Source organism: Pseudoalteromonas sp. P1-13-1a (assembly GCF_001401875.1).
Taxonomy (GTDB): Bacteria; Pseudomonadota; Gammaproteobacteria; order Enterobacterales; family Alteromonadaceae; genus Pseudoalteromonas.
This window is the reverse complement of record NZ_LKDV01000014.1, coordinates 91,761-111,557: the sequence shown is the minus strand read 5'-3', so window position 1 is coordinate 111,557 and position 19,797 is coordinate 91,761. Positions and strand designations below refer to the sequence as shown.

The following is a 19,797-nucleotide window of genomic DNA, read 5'->3' as shown; positions in this document are numbered from 1 at the left end:
GAAGGCTGGATGTACCTTGCTGTTGTAATGGATTTATATTCTCGTCGAATTGTTGGCTGGCATATTGATAAACGTATGACGACTGATTTAGTAATGAAAGCCATGATTAGGGCTTATAACCTAAGAAAACCAACCAAAGGCTTGGTATTTCATTCTGATAGAGGGTCTCAGTATACGAGTAAGCGATATCGCAACCTATTAAAGCAGTTTGGTATGCGAGCAAGCATGGGTGATGTGGGGGCTTGTTGGGATAACGCTGTTGTTGAAAGGTTCTTTGGCAGCTTGAAACATGATTGGTTGTTAAAAGTGGCTCAGCCAACTCGTAAACACATGAAAAATGATGTTACTGAATATATGAAATATTACAATCTGGAAAGGCTGCACTCAGCTAATAATGATCAGTCACCAGTAAGGTATGAAAACTCTTTAAGAAAAGTGTCCGGCTGGAGTTGACCAGAACAATCTTGCCAAACGTGCTCGTATAAACAGTTATGAAAATAGTAAAAATTTAAATTCTTATCTTTCTAATAACTGATTTTAATCCTTCTATTTATTAATCTAAATTAAATATGAATCCATGGTTAGTGTCAGATTTAAAAATTATAAAGATTAGGCGCCTAGTTACAAGTGTTATTTTTTTGTTGTGTTTTTAATGCTTTATGCTTATTATTTTAACCGTTGATAAATATAGGGAAATATAATGGAAAATCAATTTAAACTTAAACCTCTTCTTGTTTTACCTTTTGTAAGCGTATTAACTGCATGTGGCTCATCAGATTCTGATAGTGAAACTGCGGTTGTAGGCGAAAATAGCATACCAGTTATCACTTCTCAGGCTGTTATTACGGCAACAGAAGATACTCAATATACTTACGACTTAGTCGTACAAGATGATGATAGTAATTTAACTTATTCATTGAATTCTGCCCCTGAAGGTATGACTATTTCAAGTGATGGTACTATTCGATGGGTACCCACTGAAGGAGTAGTAAGCTCAGGAAATGTAGTTGCAGCAGTAAATGATGGGGTAAATGATAGCGTATTGCAGTCTTTTGAGATTGAAGTTACTCCTGTAAACGATTCTCCGGTACTAACTGAAGTAGCAAATCAGGTGGTTAAAAACGGAGAACATTTTACTATTCAAATTAATGTAACCGACCCTGATGATAACGTTGGCAATGGTGATCTAAACTTTACCTTAACCTCTGCGCCTGAAGGTATGAATATTGATCAAACAGGCTTATTGACATATTCAGCTAGCGCTTCTGAAACGTCTTCCTATGCCGTGACAGTTAGTGTAAGCGATGGCGGAGAAGATGGTTCTGTCCCTTCGACAACATCGTTTACACTTGACGAGCAATATTTTTTAAATATTTCAGCAGTGATTAAAAACTATTACACTGAAGATGTGATTGAAAATGCGACAGCTTATATAACGAATGGAGATGAAATCGTTGACGAAGCAGTATCTAACCAAGATGGTATCGTTTCATTTTCTGTACAAGATATAGATATGACATCCCGTATGTCTGTTATCAGTGATGCTGAAGGCTTTGCTGAGATGGGTATTGGTTTAAACGAAAACCAAATAAACTTAGCCAACAATATATTACTGCAACCTGTTCATGCAGAACAGTCATTTGATCCAACAGTAGAGACGCAGCTTTCGGTAGAGGATACTGTCTTAGTTGAACTACCAGCTAATAGTTTGATAAGAGCTGATGGTACATTGGCCACAGGGATTGTGAATGCCGAGTTAACTATCATAAATCCAGCGATAGATATTAATCTTATGCCAGGCGATATGATCACCAAAAATGATAACGGTGAAGTCAAACCTATAGAATCATTTGGCGCAATTACCGTTACATTTAAAGACGCCAATGGTTTGGAGCTAAATTTAATCGAAAATGCACAAGCCAAAATTTATATTCCTGCTGTAGGGGAGCTTGAACCAACAGTTCCGCTGTATTATTTTGATCAGAATACTGGGTTTTGGGTTAAAGAAGGTGAAGCTGAATTAATATCAAACTCTCAAGGTAACTTCTATACGGGTATGGTGTCTCATTTTACAACGTGGAACGCAGATAGAATCTACGATACAGTATTTATAAATGGCTGTATTGAAGATGAAGAGCAAAACCGTATTGCAGGAGCGCAGGTAAACTCAGAGGGGCGTGACTACATAGGCTCGTCTTCGGCAGTAACAGACGAAAACGGTATGTTTTCGATACCTACTAAAATGAATAGTACAGTTTTAATTTCATCTACAGTTGGTGCTCAAAGCCGAACTTCTTCTATTGAAACAACAGATGTAGATTTAAACTTAGGCGAGTGCATCGTCTTAAATGAAGCGCTTACAAGAATAAAGTTAAATTGGGGTTTAACTCCTTCAGATTTGGACTCTCATTTATGGGGTCCATCAAATAGTGATGGTGGGCAATTCCACATTTACTATATAAATAGAGAAATTGTTGTTAACGATGTCGTTATGTTTTTGGATGTTGACGATGTGACAAGCTATGGTCCTGAGGTCATTTCAATTCCAGAATTTGCTTTACCTGGCACTTATACTTATAAAGTACATAATTATTCTCAAACTCCTGATATAGATACTGATACAGCTAAAGTTGAGCTCATCGTTAACGATAGGCGTTATATATTTACTCCACCAAGTGATGGAGTTGATGATATGTGGTACGTATTTGATTTAGTCGTGAGCGAGTCTGGGAATGTAGACATTAATGAAGTGAATACATTTGAGCCGGATTATCGTTTTTCAAGTAATGTTAATCCTTCAGGTTATAGTATACCTAGAGTTAATTTGTCATCAAAAGCTCAATCTTATGAGCTAATATATAAAGACTTGGTTAAAGGGAAATATTACTCCTACTAATCTACAAATAAGCCTCCATATTTGGAGGCTTATTTTTTTAACTCAGTTCTTTTATCGCATTACTTATGCCATCCAAACTCAGCGGGTACATTCTGTTATCCATCAGCTGCTTTATAAAATCAATTGATTGATAGTACGGCCAGTGTTCAACGGGTTGCGGGTTGAGCCACGCAACTTTATCAAAGTGGTTGGTGATTCGTGATAACCAGGCGCTGCCGGGCTCTTCATTGTAATGCTCTACCGAGCCGCCGGGGTAGGCTATTTCGTATGGGCCCATAGTGGCATCACCGACAAATATCACTTTATAGTCGCTGGTAAATTTATTAATCAGCGTCATAGTGTCGATGATGTTTGAATGGCGGCGCGCGTTATCTTGCCAAACGTGCTCGTATAAACAGTTATGAAAGTAGTAAAACTCTAAATGTTTGAACTCGCTGTGGGCTGCGCTAAATAGCTCTTCGCAGGTATGAATGTAGTCATCCATTGAGCCGCCAATATCAAACAGCATTAATACTTTTACGGCATTGTGGCGCTCGGGTGCCATTTTTACATCTAACATGCCGCCTTGTTTGGCGGTTGCACGAATAGTCTCGTTTAAATCAAGGGTATCGCTTGCGCCAGTGCGGGCAAATTTACGCAGCTTTTTAAGGGCGAGCTTTATTGTACGTGAGCCAATTTCTCTGTCGGAGTCTAAATTGCGGTATTCGCGTTTATCCCACACTTTTACCGCTTGGCGATTGCGGTTACCGTCTTGCCCTATACGTACGCCTTCTGGGTTATAGCCGTAGGCACCAAAAGGCGATGTGCCGCCAGTGCCCACCCATTTATTGCCACCTGCGTGGCGTTTTTGTTGCTCTTGTAAACGCTCTTTTAGGGTTTTCATAAGCTCGTCAAGCCCACCCATGGCTTTTAGCTGGGCTTTTTCTTCATCGCTTAGGTGTTTTTCAAACTCTTTGCGTAGCCAATCTTCAGGTAAGTTGTGTTGTTTCTTTAAACTCTCGAGCAAATCAAGGTCGGCAATGCCGCTAAAGTAATCACTAAAGGCTTTGTCGAACCTGTCAAAATGGGTTTCGTCTTTTACCATTATGGTGCGGGCTAAATGGTAAAAGCCATCTACATCGGCAAATATAACGCCTTTTTTTAAGGCGTTAATTAAATCGAGTAGTTCGCGCAGGCTTACCGGTAAGCGGTATTCACGCAGTTTGAAAAAAAACTGTACTAGCATGTTAGCGACGGCTCATAAAAGCTAATTTTTCGATTAGGCTTATGTCTTGCTCGTTCTTAAGTAAAGCGCCAAACATTGGCATTAAGCCGCCTTTTTGGGTTTTGTCGTGTAGTGTTTTTGCGTCTATGTCTTCTGCCATTAAAAGCTTTAACCAATCGAGTAACTCACTGGTAGAGGGCTTCTTTTTAAGGCCGTTGGCTTCACGTAAGTTAAAAAATACTTCGAGTGCTTGGCGTACTAAATCTTGTTTAACATTAGGGTAGTGTACATCAACAATTTGCTGCATTTCCTCGTTGCTAGGAAAATCAATATAGTGAAAAAAGCAACGGCGTAAAAAGGCATCTGGTAGTTCTTTTTCATTGTTTGATGTGATGATCACAATTGGGCGCTCTTTGGCTACAATGCGCTCGTTGGTTTCGTAAACGTGAAACTCCATCTTATCAAGCTCTAGTAGTAAATCGTTTGGAAACTCGATGTCGGCTTTGTCTATTTCATCAATTAAAAGTACAGGGCGTTTGCCGTTAAGCTCGGCATAGTTAAACGCTTGCCACAATTTACCTTTTACAATGTAGTTGCCAATGTTGTGTACGCGTTCGTCACCTAATTGGCTGTCGCGTAGGCGCGATACGGCATCGTATTCGTATAAACCTTGTTGCGCTTTGGTGGTTGATTTAATGTGCCACTGAATAAGTTCGGTATCTAAGCTTTTTGCAAGCTCCTCAGCCAGCATGGTTTTACCCGTGCCTGGTTCACCTTTAATTAATAATGGTTTTTCGAGCATAATGGCGGCATTTACAGCCTGTTTTAGTGAGCTGCTTGCGATGTAATTGTCGGTAGAATTAAATTGCACGGGTTACCCTTATCTGGTCTGAGCAGTATTAAATGTGGTTTATAATGCCATAGTTAATCTGCAGGTCCAAGGTATGCAAAACGAGGTATGGTTTCGCCATCTTTTTCAACGGTTTCTAAAAACATACTTAGTGGGCGTGCCCACATGCCGTACTCGCCATACAGGGCTTGGTATATAACTAGTTGCTCGTCGGTTTCACTGTGTTTAGCTACGTAAAATACTTTGTATTGCGGCCCTTTGTAGTGCTGATATATGCCAGGTTTGAGGGAAAGCGGTTTTATTGCTGTAGTCATGTTTTGATCTCTTGTATAATTGCGTTTGCTTTTTATTATGCCAAAGAATACACCAACATTATGAATTATATTTCTCTCGATGATCACAAAAAGGCCTGGGTTTTTCGTCATAAAGACCTCCCTGTATCTGATGAAGACGCTGCGCGTATAAAACCCATGACCAGCGAACGTGCTGCGGTGCTTTGGAGCACTATGGTGAGTCGCGAGTTCGACCACCCCGATTTTTTTGATAAAACCGATTGGTGCGGTAAAGAAGAAAGTTTTAGCGATGAAGTAAACTGGGAAGAGGCCTGGGAAAATGGCGATGAAAGCTTACCACAAGCCATATTGGCTCATTTAGATTGGCAGGCTAATACCACTGTTTATTTTTGTATGGCGCGCGATAACGTTATCGAAACCACTTTTGATGTATTTAAACGCAATTGGCAAAACTTTATGTTTTTAGCCGATGGCAGTTTATTAATTGGTAAAAAGCGCAATACAGTGGTGCAATTTTTAGAAAGCGGCATTGCTAAGTTAGGTGAAAAGCCAAGCGCTTAAATTGCTAGGCGCGCTTAAAAAATAGCCGTTATTGTGCTATAAAACAGCTACCTAATTGTTTTTTGAGTATAACTATTGGTAGCGAAGAGTCAGCCACTTGCCGCGCAGCAGCAAGAAATATGGCAAAGTGATGCGCAAAAAGTGCTGTATGCACAATTGTGCAATGCGTTTTATCAGCGAGAGGTGCAGCGCCTAGTTGCTGAGCCTAATGCCGATAAACTACGCCGCCAACTTAAAAGCTTACCGTATTACATAGAGCGGGCGGCGACGTTGGTTGCCAATGGGAGTTCGCCGTTTACGCTCGACTCACAAAATGGCTCATGGCTTGAAAAACAAAAGCCAACGCCACCAGAAGTTAACGCTCAAGCAAATGAACTTTTTTATAAAGAATATGCCAAAGTGGGGCTAATAGTGCCGGTGTTATTAAATAGCCATGACCAAGTGAAGCTAAGAATAGACAGCATAGATCAAGTAAGCGACAATAAACTGCATTGCAACGAACTAGGTTGGTTCGATTTTTTTGGCAAGGGTCTAGAGCATGCAAATGCGCAGTTGGTAAAACCCAGTAAAATGAGTTTAACAGCCGCGTGTTGTGGGCATCAGTGGCAATTTTCAAAACGCTGCGCACCTAGGCTACTTTCACTGCGAGAAATGCTATTAGCGGGTAATATTAATTGGCGTAATATAAAACGTCCACGAGCCTAATTTTATTTAAAAAACGAATAGGGAGTGTTAAATGCGGTTGTTTCAGCTTGGCCTGTTGTGCTTAGCACTGTTCATACAATACCGACTTTGGTTTGGTCATAACGGTGTGCAAGATTATACGCGTTTAAAAGCGGCCGTTGTTTCTCATCAACAAACAAACGAAAAACTAATTAAGCGCAATAAAGTACTTACCGCCGACATAGAAGATTTAAAGCTTGGCCAAGAAGGCATAGAAGAGCGCGCTCGTAACGAATTAGGAATGATTAAACCGGATGAAACATTTATACGTGTTTTACCGGGTAAACAACATGAAAATTAATACTACAATTGCTGCCATCGTCCCTGCTGCCGGCGTGGGTAGCAGAATGCAGCACAGCGCACCTAAGCAGTATATTAAATTGGCAGGAAAAACTATTTTAGAACATACGCTTTGTAAGCTTTCGCAGCTTCAAAGTTTAAGCCAAATAGTGGTCGCCGTGAGCCAAACAGACCCTTATTTTGACACGCTTCCATGTATAGACTCTCGCATCTTGCGCGCTAACGGCGGACAAGAGCGTGCTGATTCAGTGCTTAATAGCTTATTATTTTTAGAAAATAACCCTCCTGAATGGGTGTTGGTGCACGACGCGGCCCGCCCACTTGTCACTATTAACGATATTGAAACCTTAATAGCGCATTGTATAGCCGACGACGAAGGCGGTATTTTAGCAAGCAAAGTGAAAGACACCATCAAACGCGGTAGCACGCATAGTGAGCAAACCGTGCCTCGTAATGATTTATGGCAAGCCCTTACGCCACAGTTTTTTAAATATGACGAGCTAAAAAATGCGTTGCAGCATGCGCTTGGTGAGGGCGTAACAATTACCGATGAAGCCAGTGCCATTGAGTGGGCAAGCAAGCCCGTTAAACTAATTTCAGGGCGCAGCGATAATATTAAAATAACCACGCCAGAGGATTTAGATCTGGCGGGGTTTTTATTAAACAAACAACAAAACGAGCAAGCATTATGATTCGAATTGGCCATGGTTTTGACGTACATAAATTTGGCGGCGAAGGCCCAATAACAATTTGCGGCGAAAAAATAGATTACCCGCAGGGTTTTTTAGCACACTCTGATGGCGATGTTGCTATTCATGCATTATGCGATGCTATTTTAGGCGCGTTGGCGATGGGCGATATTGGTAAGCATTTTCCGGATACGGCGAGCGAGTATGAAAATATCGACAGCCGTATTTTACTTCGCCATGTTGTAGGCCTTGCTAAAGAACAAGGTTATGTATTGGGTAACGGCGATGTCACTATTGTTGCACAGGCGCCAAAAATGCTGCCGCACATCCACGCTATGCGCACTAATTTAGCCAGCGATTTAAATTGCGAACTTAGCCAAATTAACGTTAAAGCCACCACCACCGAAAAGCTTGGGTTTGAAGGGCGCAAAGAAGGTATTTCTAGCCATGCGGTGGTTATTATGAATAAAGCGCTTACGAGTAACACCAACGCATGAGCGATTTAAACTATTTATACGGCGCACCGCTTTCTAAAGGCGACTTTAAAACCATTGCTGAAGATTTTATGGTTGATGAAGACCTTGGTATAGAGTTTACCGGCAGTGGTGAGCATGTATGCTTGCAAGTGGTAAAAAAAGGCGAAAACACGCAATACGTTGCTAAGTTAATTGCACAAAAGGCTGGAGTGTCGCCGCGTGAAGTAAGCTATGCCGGTATGAAAGACCGCCACGGCGTGTGTAGCCAATGGTTTAGCGTAAAAGTGCCCATTAAAAAGCATATTGATTTTAGTGAGCTAAATAGCGACAGCATTTTTGTGGTTTCGCAACAGCGCCACGAGCGCAAGTTACGCACTGGTTGCCATAAAGGAAACCGATTCACTATTACCCTTCGTAATGTTACCGAGCCGCTTGATATATTATGTCGTATTAATGCCGTGCGTGCTGGTGTGCCTAACTACTTTGGCGAGCAACGATTTGGTCGCGATGGGCATAATTTAGTAATGGCCGAAAAAATGTTTGCCGGGGAGCGTATTCGCGATAAAAAACTGCGCGGTATTATTATTTCCGCCGCCCGTTCTCATATATTCAATCAAATAGTGAGCTTGCGTGTTAAAGAGCATGGCTTAGCCAAAACCATGCACCGTGAAGTATTTATGCTCAGCGGTAGTAACGCATTTTTTGAAGATGCAATAAGCGATGAAAACATAGCACGTTTAGCCTCTGGCGATATTATGATGTCGGCCCCTATGGTGGGAAAAAGTGAAAAAGGTTTAACTGAACAAGAAAAAATATGGTTAAAACCGTACCAAGCATGGTGTGAAGGCTTAGGCGAATTAGGCCTTAAAAATGAGCGCCGTATGCTGCGCCTCATTCCGCAAAATTTAACCATAGAAACACTAGACGAAACGACTTTAAAATTAAGCTTTGGATTGCCTAGAGGGTGTTTTGCTACCGCACTTTTACGTGAGCTGGTGGATTACACCGATGCAAGCCCTAATGAGCGAAAAGAAAAGGACAGTCAAAATGAAGATACTGCTTAGTAACGACGATGGTGTAAATGCCAAAGGGATTGCGGTTTTATACCAAGCCCTTACGCAAATTGCCGATGTAACTCTTGTTGCTCCAGACCGCAACTGTAGTGGCGCCAGTAACTCGTTAACGCTCATCAACCCATTACGTTCAACCACCCTTGAAAACGGTTTTATATCTGTGAATGGCACGCCGACGGATTGTGTACATTTAGGGGTTAATCAGTTAGTTGATGAAATCCCAGATTTAGTAGTGGCAGGTATTAACCACGGCGCTAACTTGGGCGATGACACGCTTTATTCAGGTACTGTTGCAGCGGCAACTGAAGGGCGCCATTTGGGTTTACCAGCAATTGCTGTATCACTTTGCTCGCACCATGGTGAGCATTTTGAGACCGCAGCTGCTGTAACCGTAAACATAATTAAAGGGCTTGCCTCGCACCCACTACCTAAAGATCAAATTATCAATGTTAATGTACCTGATGTTCCTTTAAGTGAATTAAAAGGCGTACAAGTAACACGATTAGGTGCTCGTCATAAAGCGGAAACCATGACCAAACAAACAGACCCATGGGGGCGCGATATTTTTTGGTATGGTTCGCTTGGTATTGAAAGTGATGCTGGTGAGGGTACTGATTTTTACGCTATTAATAATGGCTTTGCATCAGTAACGCCATTAAGTGTAGATATGACAGCAAAAGAGAGTATTGAAGCGGTTGGACAGTGGTTGGCAGAAATGGAGATAAACCGTGCTGGCTAATTACTCGCGCAGTGCTAATGCGCTTTCTAAGCTTTTAGAGCAAGAAGGGGTAGAAGATAAACAGGTATTAAAAGCCATTGCCGATATACCACGCCATGCCTTTATTGATGATGTGCTAAAGCACAAAGCATATGAAAACACGGCCTTGCCTATAGGGCAAGGGCAAACTATTTCGCAACCTTATATTGTGGCGCGCATGACCGAGCTGCTTTATTTAGCGGGTGTGCGCGACAAAGTATTAGAAATTGGCACAGGCTCTGGTTATCAAACCGCGGTGTTAGCCAAATGTTTTAATAAAGTATTTTCGGTTGAGCGGATTAAGACGCTGCAATGGCAAGCTAAACGCCGTTTACATCAACTTGATTTATACAATGTAACCATGAAACATGGAGATGGTTGGCAAGGCTGGCAATCTCAAGCTCCGTTTGATGGTATTATAGTTACTGCCGCCGCTTCAAAAGTGCCTCAGGACTTGCTCGGGCAGTTAGCTGATGGTGGTGTATTGCTTGCCCCTATTGGAGAGCAAGAACAAAAATTAACCATGATTATTCGCCAAGGCAATGACTTCGCAGAGCATGTTATTGCACCCGTACGGTTTGTCCCCCTCGTCCCTGGTGATATTGAATAGGAATTCACGTTGAAATTGTTTACTAAGTTATACGATATGGCCCTCGTGTGGGCAAAACACCGTTTTGCTGAGCGCTACTTAGCAGCCATGAGCTTTGCAGAGTCGGTTTTTTTTCCGGTGCCCCCTGATGTCATGCTTGCCCCTATGTCGCTTGCACAGCCAAGTAAAGCGTGGCGTTTTGCAAGCTTTGCAACGGTTGCCTCAGTGCTTGGTGGTATTGTAGGTTATTTTTTAGGGTACTGGTTATTTGAGCCGGTTGTTCAGCCGTTAATAGAGCAAATGCATTGGCAAGAAAAGTTTGAAACAGCGCTTACGTGGTTTAAAGAGTATGGTGTGTGGGTGGTATTTTTAGCAGGGTTTTCACCGATACCTTATAAGGTATTTACCATAGGTGCAGGGGTATTACAGATGGCCTTTTTGCCATTTTTAATCGCTTCAGCAATTGGCCGTGGTGCGCGTTTCTTCTTAGTTTCTGCTTTAATGAAGTGGGGCGGAGTTAAAATGGAGCAAAAATTACGTCAGTATGTTGAGGTACTTGGCTGGGGTTTAGTTGTATTAATAGTAATAGCGTACTTTTTTCTACGTTAACTGTTTAAAATAACACTTTTATAGTTTTGGAGTTAAATCTGTTGAATAAGCGATTGTCATTTTATTTGATTGTATTTGCAGCAGTTTTACTCCATGGTTGCTCATCTCGAAACGCGCCTGCTCCTGTAAGTAGTTTAAATAGTAATGTTAACGGTTTTCAAAAATCTGTTAACATTTATGGTGATAAATACAGGGTGCAAAAAGGTGACACACTTTATTCGATTGCCTTTAGCGCAGGAAAAGATTTTAGAGCGCTTGCAAAAAACAATTTAATTCCATCACCTTATGTTATCTACCCTGGCCAGGTTATTGACCTAACCGCCAATGATAAAAATAGTATTGCTAAAAACTCTTCTAATAAGAGTAAAAGCACTAAAAATAAAACACAGAAAAAAAGTAACAAAAAATTAAAGAAAAGTCTTGATCAGCCGAAACAACGAGAGTATGTTCGAAAACAAGCCAATGAAATAGTTAGTAATGCTAAACCTTCGTCGAGCAGTAAAGTAAAGTGGTTTTGGCCTGCAAAGGGCAAAGTGACTAAACGCTTTTCTAATAAGGAAAACGGTTACAAGGGTTTACAGATTACTGGCCGTACAGGGGCTTCAGTTTTAGCCGCAGCACAAGGAACGGTGGTGTATGCGGGTAATGCGCTTCGAGGATACGGTAATTTAATCATTTTGAAACATAATGATGATTACCTAAGTGCTTATGCACACAACTCGAAACTACTTGTTAAAGAAAAGCAGAAAGTTAAGGCAGGACAAAAAATAGCAGAAATGGGCAAGTCAGAATCTTCGGTCACTGCGCTTCGTTTTGAAATTCGCTACCGTGGGCAAGCTGTCAATCCTGCTAAATACCTTCCCTAATTTCTAGGTATTGATAATTGCTCGGGAGAAGGCTTATGGCTAACGCAGCAAAACTTGACAAAAACACCACCGACGAAAAATTTGATGACACCGCAGTAGAGGAAACTGCAGCCCTACTTGAAGAGGTAGAGAACGAAGAAGAGATATTTGCAAAAGAGGAAGTAACTAAAAACCTCGATGCGACCCAACTATATTTAGGAGAAATTGGTTTCTCTCCCCTGCTTAGCGCTGAAGAAGAAGTCTTTTTTGCCCGCAAATCACTACGTGGATGTGAAGCATCTCGCAAGCGTATGATTGAAAGTAATCTACGTTTAGTTGTAAAAATTGCCCGCCGTTATAATAACCGAGGTTTAGCACTTTTAGATTTAATTGAAGAAGGTAACCTAGGTTTAATTCGCGCTGTTGAAAAGTTTGACCCTGAACGCGGGTTTAGATTTTCAACTTATGCAACTTGGTGGATACGCCAAACAATTGAACGCGCTATTATGAATCAAACGCGCACTATTCGATTACCAATCCATGTAGTTAAAGAATTAAATGTTTACTTGCGTACAGCACGTGAGCTAACTCAAAAGCTAGACCATGAGCCTACCGCTGAAGAAATTGCTGAGTGCCTAGGTAGACCCGTAGAAGACGTAACTAAAATGCTACGCTTAAACGAAAAAATAGCCTCAGTTGATATGCCAATTGGTGGTGAAAACGACAGCGCTCTTTTAGATATCATTGCCGATGAAAAAAGCGCAGGTCCTGAAGGTGAAGTACAAAACAACGATATTAACAAACATATTGTTGATTGGTTAGGTGAGTTAAACCCTAAACAACGTGAAGTATTAGCGCGCCGCTTTGGTTTACTAGGCTACGAGCCATCAACACTTGAAGATGTTGGCCGTGAAATTGGCTTAACGCGAGAGCGCGTAAGACAAATTCAGGTAGAAGCATTACGTCGTTTAAAAGATATTTTACAACAAGAGGGGTTAAGCACAGAAAGTTTGTTTGACCAGTTCTCGTAACTCATACTTAGACTGTCTATGTGTTTAAAGGCTGAAGGATAAAACCTTCAGCTTTTTTTATGCCAAATTAAATTTAAAGCAGCGCTTTTAATTTATAAAGTAATTCGTGTGCTTGACGCGGCGATAGATTATCAGGGTCAATGGCACTGAGTTGCTCCTCAACCTCTGATGGCTGTGGCGCAGGTAACTCATTAGCAAAAGAAAACGCTTGCTGATCTGAATTTGGAGCAGTCACGCTTTGGTGGTTTTCGAGCATTTTAAGCTTTTGCTTTGCTTGAGCTATTACGGCCTTTGGCACACCAGCAAGCGCTGCAACCTGTAACCCAAAGCTTTTACTTGCTGCACCATCAAGTACAGTATGCATAAATGCAATGGTGTCGTTGTGCTCTATGGCATCTAAGTGCACATTCACTAACCCCGCTTTTTGCTCTGCAAGTTCTGTTAATTCAAAATAATGCGTAGCAAATAATGTTTTAGCAGATATTTTTTGTGCCAGATGATCAGCGGTTGCATAAGCAAGTGATAAGCCATCGTAGGTACTGGTGCCTCTGCCTATTTCATCCATTAATACTAAAGATTGCGCAGTTGCATTATTTAATATTGTGGCGGTTTCTGTCATCTCTACCATAAAAGTAGAGCGACCAGAGGCTAAGTCGTCGCTTGCGCCAATGCGAGTAAATATTCGGTCAATATTACCAATTTTTGCACTATCAGCAGGGACATAACAGCCAATATGCGCCATCAATACGATAAGTGCTGTTTGACGCATATAGGTTGATTTACCACCCATGTTAGGACCAGTAATAATCAACATTTTACGCTGGCTATTTAGCTCCACAGGGTTAGCAATAAAAGGTTCTTTCATTACTTGCTCAACCACAGGGTGGCGACCTTGCTTAATACTTATATTATCATCATCGCATAGTTGTGGTTTTGCATAATTAAGCGTTTGTGCTCGCTCTGCTAGGTTATTGAGTACATCTAAATCGGCCAATGCACTAGCCATCATTTGCAGCTGTTCAATATGCGGTGCTATAAATTCAAATAGCTCTTCGTATAACTGTTTTTCAAGTGCGAGCGCTTTTGATTGGCTGCCTAGTACTTTATCTTCATGCTCTTTTAGTTCAGGTATTATATAGCGCTCATTATTTTTAAGCGTTTGGCGGCGAATATAATCAGCAGGTACTAAGTGCGAATTAGCACGACTTACTTCGATAAAAAAGCCATGTACCTTGTTATAGCCAATTTTTAATGTGCTGATCCCCGTGCGCTCGCGCTCTCTAAGCTCTAGTTGCTCAAGTATATCAGTAGCGCCTTTACTCAAGTTTCGCCATTCATCGAGCTCGCTGTTGTAGCCTGGTGCAATAACGCCCCCATCGCGAATGAGTACTGGTGGGTTATCAATTACAGCGCGCTCAAGTAAAGCTTGTAGTTCAGGTAGCTCTGGAGAATGGCGAACAATGCTGGCGATACGCTCATCATTAGCATCGTTTAATAATGCGTGCAGTGGTGCGAGTGCTTGTAAGGCATTGCGTAGCCGAGTTAAATCGCGCGGGCGTGCGGTGCATAAAGCAAGACGTGCTATTACGCGTTCAATATCACCCATTTCTTTTAATGAGTCGTGTAGCTCGCCATATAACTGCGCATCTAAAATAGCGCTAATAGCATTTAAACGTGAGTTAAGTTCATTTTTATTGCGCACAGGTGTATGAATACGGCGTTTAAGTAAACGTGATCCCATGGCTGTGGCAGTCTTATCGAGTACCTGAGCTAAGGTGTTTTCAAAGCCACCTGATAAATTAACAGTTAACTCTAAATTTTTGCGTGTTGCAGCATCTAATATAACGGCATGCTCATTATGCTCAAGTGTAATAGCACGAATGTGAGGCAGGGCAATACGTTGTGTATCTTTTACGTATTGCATTAAACAACCCGCAGCGACCAAAGCAGCATGCGCTTTATCTACACCAAAGCCTACTAAATCTTTGGTGCCAAACTGCTCGCACAGTAAGTGTTGAGCGGTATCTAAGTCAAACTCCCATTCAGGGCGTCGGCGTGCCCCTTTTATATGTTCAATTAAATGTGTGCTTTCAAAGCTTTCACAGTATAAAAGCTCAGCAGGAGCTAAACGCTGTAGGGTTGAAGTAAACGCTTCGTCGGTGTTCACTTCAACTATATTGAAACGCCCTGAATTTATATCAAGGTAGGCAATACCATACAGGCCTTTTTTATTTTGCCATACGCTGGTAAGCAGGTTGTCTTGTCGCTCTTGTAAAAGCGCCTCATCTGAAATAGTGCCTGGTGTTACAATACGCACTACTTTGCGCTCAACAGGCCCTTTACTGGTTGCGGGGTCACCAACTTGCTCACATATAGCGACTGATTCGCCCATTTGCACTAAACGTGCTAAATAGTTTTCTACTGCGTGATAAGGAACACCCGCCATAGGGATAGGATCGCCACCGGCTTTACCACGATGCGTTTGCGAAATATCAAGTAATTGGGCCGCGCGTTTAGCATCGTCAAAAAAGAGTTCATAAAAATCCCCCATACGATAAAACAATAAAATATCGCGATGCTCAGATTTAATTTTTAGATACTGCTGCATCATAGGGGTTTGTTGTTTTATAGTGTGCGGTGCATAAAGATCAAACGACATGTATTTACCCAAAGGCTGAATATGGAATTACATCAAGAGATTAAAACACTTGCTGCGCAATTGGGCGTTATTTTAACGGATAAACGCTTATGGATCACTACCGCTGAATCATGTACTGGTGGTGGGGTGAGTTATGCGCTGACAGATACACCTGGCAGCTCTGCTTATTTGGGCCGCGCATTTGTTACTTATAGTAATGAAGCTAAGCATGAGCTGCTTAATGTGGCTAATACTACGCTTGAGCAATTTGGTGCCGTAAGTGAGCAAACCGTAAAAGAGATGGCTTTTGGTGCCGCAAGCGCTGCCAAAGCTGATATTGCAATTGCTATTTCGGGTATCGCAGGGCCAGGCGGAGCAATGCCTAATAAACCGGTAGGCTTTGTGTGGTTTTGCATACAAATTGCCAATGAACAATTTACGTTTAAGCAAATATTTAAGGGAGATAGAGCACAAGTTAGAATGCAAGCTATTGAATTTGCATTAAAAAGCACTATCGATAAGATAAAGTTATAAATTTAACTTGATACTGTGATTTCATACAGTATACTTGTTCGCATTAGCCGGATTTGGAGAACAGAATGAACGATAATAAACAAAAAGCGCTGGACGCTGCACTATCACAAATTGAGCGTCAATTTGGTAAAGGCTCAATTATGAAGTTGGGCGATAACAAAGCCCTAAACATAGATGCTGTATCTACAGGCTCACTTGGGATTGATATTGCTTTAGGCATAGGTGGTTTGCCTATGGGGCGTATTGTTGAAGTGTATGGCCCTGAGTCATCTGGTAAAACAACGCTTACTTTGCAAGTTATCGCACAAGCACAAAAAGAGGGCAAAACATGTGCCTTTGTTGATGCTGAGCATGCTCTAGATCCGGTATACGCGCAAAAGTTAGGTGTTAACATTGATGAGCTATTAGTTTCTCAGCCAGATACCGGCGAGCAAGCTCTTGAGATTTGTGACATGTTAGTACGTTCAAGTGCTGTAGATGTTGTTATTGTCGATTCTGTTGCTGCACTTACACCTAAAGCTGAAATTGAAGGCGATATGGGTGATTCGCACATGGGCTTACAAGCACGTTTAATGTCGCAAGCATTACGTAAGCTTACAGGTAATATTAAACGCTCAAATACGCTATGTATTTTCATTAACCAAATTCGTATGAAAATTGGTGTAATGTTTGGTAACCCTGAAACCACAACTGGTGGTAATGCACTTAAGTTTTACGCGTCAGTTCGTATTGATATTCGCCGTATTGGCTCTGTAAAAGAAGGCGATGAGGTAGTTGGTAACGAAACCCGTGTTAAAGTGGTTAAAAACAAGGTTGCACCACCATTTAAGCAAGCTGAGTTCATCATTATGTATGGTGAAGGTATTTCTAAACAAGGTGAGTTAATTGATTTAGGTGTTAAGCATAAAATTGTTGAAAAAGCAGGTGCTTGGTACAGCTACAATGGCAATAAAGTAGGCCAAGGTAAATCAAACTCTATTAAGTTTTTGAAAGAAAACCCAGAAATTGCTGATGAGATTGAAGGTAAATTACGCGATATGTTGCTATTAAAAGCAACCGTTGAGCCAGAAGATGGCGAAGACGTACTAGGTGATGAGCCTGATCTTTAAGTGTTAAATGTTCTCTAAGCTTGATTTGACCCGAGCTTTAAAAGGCGCTAACCAGCAATGGTTAGCGCCTTTTTGTATTGTAACTTTAAAAAAACGGCACTAAAAAGTGCCGTTAAATTTAAAAGCTGTGCTTTAAAAGTGCCTCATATCATAGAGGGTATTATAGCTGCCAGTTTACTGATAGCGCGTAATTACGCGGGGCACCGTAGTAACCTTGAGCCCAGTAAAGGCTGTGTAGGTACTTTTCGTCTGTGGTGTTATTTACGTTAAAAGTAACACCTACGTTTTCTGTGATTTTGTAGTTAGCCATCAGATCAAGAATACCGTAAGCATCTTGATTAGTGGTTACAAGGGCGGCACCGGTTGCATCTTCAACTTGTACGCGGCTAACAGAATCTTGCCAGCGGTAGTTAGCACCAAATGTTAAGCCTTCAACAAACGGAACTTGATAAGTTGCAGCAAGTTTTAACTGGTTCTCTGGTGTGTAATCTTCAACTAAATCATCACCTTCAATACTTAAATTACTAAAGCTGATGCTTGCACTTAAATCGTCGGTTACTTTACCACTTAGTTCTATTTCAAACCCATCACTGTTGATACCATCAGCACCATAATAACGAGTATCGCCTGGTAATGAATCAGGTAATGCAACGGCTAGGTTTTCTTGCTTTGCATCAAAGTAGGCAAAGGTGACAAATACTTGGTCATCTAAAAGCTGTGCTTTTAAACCAATTTCGCTACTTTTACCTGTAATAGGCGCCAATTGCTCAGCATTAATATCTAGCTCTTTTTGCGGTACGAACGTTTCAGTGTAACTTGCATAAGCTGAAAGTGATTCATTGAAATCGTATACAGCTCCAACATATGGAATAACTTCACTATCGTCACGGGTTTGCTCAACACCATAAGCTGTTCCTGATGTTTCCCAATCTGTGTAACGTACACCCGCAAGTACACTTAACGGTGCGCTTAATTTTATGCGAGTAGATATATAGGCAGATTGCTGTTTGTTTTCTATCTCACTGCCGTTTAAACCATCAGCAAGGGTTGCTTCAGGTATTACACCATCCCACGTGTCAAGCGAAGGCATTGCTGGGAAGCCATTACCCGTGGTGTAATCATAAAGTGACTGCTCATTGTAATCCATTTTTGCTTGGCTAACACCAAATGATAGGTCGTGCTCTTGGCCAAATAAATCAAATTTACCGCTGGCGTATAAATCAAACAAATCGTGCTTGTCTTCGTAGTCGTAACGGCTTGCGTAACCTGTTAAACCAAGGCCAGTTTCGCTATCGGGTGTGCCATATACGTAAAATAGCTCTGAGTCTTGCTCATTTTCTATGTGTGCATAACGCGCCGTTGCAACCCATGTAGCAGATAAGTTTTGCTCAAGTGTTACGTAGACTTGCTCTGCGCTATTATCCCAGTATGACCAATCAGCTGCAGTGCTTGTAGATACGTCGTAATCTGTTGCTGTGCCATCGGTATAGTAAAGAGGCAATGCTCCCCAAAGAGGGCTGTCGGCATCTTTTTGTTGGTTAACATAGTTGATGCTTAACGTTGTATCGTCAGTTAACTTACCTTCGTAGGCAAGGTAACCAATTGTTTTATCTGTTTCGTAACGATCAAGGTATGACTCAGATTTTTGCTTTGTGAAAACTGCACGCACAGCGTGGTCATCATTAATCGGTGTAGAATAATCGAGCTCTAAGCGCTTGTTATCCCATGAGCCGTAAGATAAAGATGCGTGAGCTTGTGTTATGTAGGTTGGTTTTTTTAGCACCATATTTACAGTGGCAGAAGGATTACCTGCACCTGTCATTAGGCCGTTTGCGCCTCGTACAATTTCTACACGGTCGTAAATAGAAGTATCTAAAGTGCCTTGAATAGAGCCTGAACTTTGTGGGATACCTAAACCATCAACCTGAAAGTTTGTGATTTCAAAGCCGCGGGCTTTAAAATAAGTACGGTCTGTTTCTATTTGCTCTACAGTTACGCCAGGCGTGCTTTCTAGCACTGAGTTAATATCATCTAGTGAAAAATCATCCATTAAAGCGCGAGAAACAACAGAAATACTTTGAGGAGTTTCTTTGATTGTTAGGCCTAGTTTTGTAGCAGATTGCGCATCTTCAGTGATGTAGTTTTTATGATGCTGGCCGTATACCGCTATTTTTTCTAATGAATCATCTGTATTTGTTGTAGTTTCTTGTGCAAATGCATGACCAGATAAAACAAGTGAAGTAATAAGGCTAAGCTTAGATAAACGCAAAATTTGTTGGGACGACATGTGTTTTTCCAATAGGTTCAAAAAAGAAGTGCATAACATAATCTAAATGAGAGTGATTTTCAATAACAAGGTTGTTATATAAACAAAATAATTAGGGCTTACCAGAAATTATTGATAGTTTGGGAATTTTAGCGCCTTAATAGCTACTTAGTTTGATGTTAAGGCAACAATTATATTAAGTGGGATAGGGGATTGAATTACAAGTTCTACTGAGCTTTTAGCTAAATCGTTATTTAGACGATTTAATATGTTAGTCAATTAGTTACTTTAAAATTTGCTACTAAACATTTTTAATGCCTCACGTTAGCAGACGATTTAACAGCTAATCACTCT

The 19,797-nt window shown here is 41.2% G+C and carries 20 protein-coding genes; 15 read left to right on the top strand and 5 right to left on the bottom strand.

The window, feature by feature from the left end:
• Both AN391_RS10810 and AN391_RS10805 read left to right on the top strand, forming a co-directional pair.
• A partial coding sequence (locus AN391_RS10810; RefSeq protein ID WP_152967900.1) for an IS3 family transposase occupies positions 1-453 on the top strand: 453 nt, incomplete at its 5' end.
• 247 nt (positions 454-700) lie between these two features.
• Positions 701-2,896 carry a putative Ig domain-containing protein gene (locus AN391_RS10805; protein WP_055015413.1) on the top strand — a complete coding sequence of 732 codons (2,196 nt, stop codon included), beginning with the start codon at positions 701-703 and terminating at the stop codon, positions 2,894-2,896.
• Between the two features lie 37 nt (positions 2,897-2,933).
• Here the strand turns inward: AN391_RS10805 and AN391_RS10800 are convergent, their stop codons facing one another.
• From AN391_RS10800 to AN391_RS10790, 3 genes are read right to left on the bottom strand one after another with little or no spacing between them, the layout of a single operon-like run.
• On the bottom strand, positions 2,934-4,121 hold the full coding sequence (locus tag AN391_RS10800) for a VWA domain-containing protein (protein ID WP_055015412.1): 1,188 nt from the start codon (positions 4,119-4,121) through the stop codon (positions 2,934-2,936).
• 1 nt (position 4,122) lies between these two features.
• Positions 4,123-4,971, bottom strand: coding sequence for a MoxR family ATPase (locus tag AN391_RS10795; RefSeq protein ID WP_055015411.1), 849 nt, complete (start codon positions 4,969-4,971; stop codon positions 4,123-4,125).
• Between the two features lie 53 nt (positions 4,972-5,024).
• Positions 5,025-5,264: a DUF1653 domain-containing protein gene (locus AN391_RS10790; RefSeq protein WP_055015410.1), complete on the bottom strand. Its 240-nt coding sequence runs from the start codon at positions 5,262-5,264 to the stop codon at positions 5,025-5,027.
• A gap of 60 nt (positions 5,265-5,324) precedes the next feature.
• Between AN391_RS10790 and AN391_RS10785 the strand changes: the two genes are divergently transcribed.
• The 11 genes from AN391_RS10785 (at position 5,325) to rpoS (ending at position 12,896) form a co-directional block, all read left to right on the top strand.
• Entirely contained in the window at positions 5,325-5,804 is a 480-nt protein-coding gene (locus AN391_RS10785) for a DUF2947 domain-containing protein (RefSeq protein WP_055015417.1), read from the top strand.
• A gap of 75 nt (positions 5,805-5,879) precedes the next feature.
• Positions 5,880-6,509 (top strand): hypothetical protein, encoded by a 630-nt coding sequence (locus AN391_RS10780; protein ID WP_055015409.1) that lies wholly within the window; start codon positions 5,880-5,882, stop codon positions 6,507-6,509.
• Between the two features lie 31 nt (positions 6,510-6,540).
• The gene (ftsB, locus tag AN391_RS10775) at positions 6,541-6,828 is read left to right on the top strand and encodes a cell division protein FtsB (RefSeq protein WP_055015408.1); all 288 of its coding nucleotides are present in this window, start codon (positions 6,541-6,543) and stop codon (positions 6,826-6,828) included.
• Entirely contained in the window at positions 6,818-7,519 is a 702-nt protein-coding gene (gene ispD, locus AN391_RS10770) for a 2-C-methyl-D-erythritol 4-phosphate cytidylyltransferase (protein ID WP_055015407.1), read from the top strand. Before ftsB ends, ispD begins: the two co-directional genes overlap by 11 nt.
• Positions 7,516-8,013 carry a 2-C-methyl-D-erythritol 2,4-cyclodiphosphate synthase gene (ispF, locus tag AN391_RS10765; protein WP_055015406.1) on the top strand — a complete coding sequence of 166 codons (498 nt, stop codon included), beginning with the start codon at positions 7,516-7,518 and terminating at the stop codon, positions 8,011-8,013. Before ispD ends, ispF begins: the two co-directional genes overlap by 4 nt.
• Complete coding sequence (gene truD, locus AN391_RS10760) at positions 8,010-9,056, top strand: tRNA pseudouridine(13) synthase TruD (RefSeq protein ID WP_055015405.1); 1,047 nt, start codon at positions 8,010-8,012, stop codon at positions 9,054-9,056. Before ispF ends, truD begins: the two co-directional genes overlap by 4 nt.
• The gene (gene surE / locus AN391_RS10755; protein WP_055015404.1) at positions 9,040-9,804 is read left to right on the top strand and encodes a 5'/3'-nucleotidase SurE; all 765 of its coding nucleotides are present in this window, start codon (positions 9,040-9,042) and stop codon (positions 9,802-9,804) included. Before truD ends, surE begins: the two co-directional genes overlap by 17 nt.
• On the top strand, positions 9,794-10,432 hold the full coding sequence (locus AN391_RS10750; protein WP_055015403.1) for a protein-L-isoaspartate(D-aspartate) O-methyltransferase: 639 nt from the start codon (positions 9,794-9,796) through the stop codon (positions 10,430-10,432). The genes surE and AN391_RS10750 overlap by 11 nt, the downstream gene beginning before the upstream one ends.
• 9 nt (positions 10,433-10,441) lie before the next feature.
• On the top strand, positions 10,442-11,020 hold the full coding sequence (locus AN391_RS10745) for a YqaA family protein (protein WP_055015402.1): 579 nt from the start codon (positions 10,442-10,444) through the stop codon (positions 11,018-11,020).
• Between the two features lie 41 nt (positions 11,021-11,061).
• Positions 11,062-11,886, top strand: coding sequence for a peptidoglycan DD-metalloendopeptidase family protein (locus AN391_RS10740; protein ID WP_055015401.1), 825 nt, complete (start codon positions 11,062-11,064; stop codon positions 11,884-11,886).
• Between the two features lie 35 nt (positions 11,887-11,921).
• Positions 11,922-12,896, top strand: a complete 975-nt coding sequence (rpoS, locus tag AN391_RS10735; RefSeq protein WP_055015400.1) for an RNA polymerase sigma factor RpoS — start codon at positions 11,922-11,924, stop codon at positions 12,894-12,896.
• 73 nt (positions 12,897-12,969) lie between these two features.
• Here rpoS and mutS read toward each other — a convergent pair whose 3' ends face one another.
• Positions 12,970-15,555 (bottom strand): DNA mismatch repair protein MutS, encoded by a 2,586-nt coding sequence (gene mutS, locus AN391_RS10730; protein ID WP_055015399.1) that lies wholly within the window; start codon positions 15,553-15,555, stop codon positions 12,970-12,972.
• 21 nt (positions 15,556-15,576) lie between these two features.
• Between mutS and AN391_RS10725 the strand changes: the two genes are divergently transcribed.
• Together AN391_RS10725 and recA are read left to right on the top strand one after the other, a co-directional pair.
• Entirely contained in the window at positions 15,577-16,068 is a 492-nt protein-coding gene (locus AN391_RS10725; RefSeq protein WP_055015398.1) for a CinA family protein, read from the top strand.
• A 65-nt stretch (positions 16,069-16,133) separates the two neighbouring features.
• Positions 16,134-17,177 carry a recombinase RecA gene (gene recA / locus AN391_RS10720; protein ID WP_055015397.1) on the top strand — a complete coding sequence of 348 codons (1,044 nt, stop codon included), beginning with the start codon at positions 16,134-16,136 and terminating at the stop codon, positions 17,175-17,177.
• Between the two features lie 160 nt (positions 17,178-17,337).
• Here recA and AN391_RS10715 read toward each other — a convergent pair whose 3' ends face one another.
• Positions 17,338-19,464, bottom strand: coding sequence for a TonB-dependent siderophore receptor (locus AN391_RS10715; protein ID WP_055015396.1), 2,127 nt, complete (start codon positions 19,462-19,464; stop codon positions 17,338-17,340).
• Positions 19,465-19,797 lie beyond the last annotated feature (333 nt).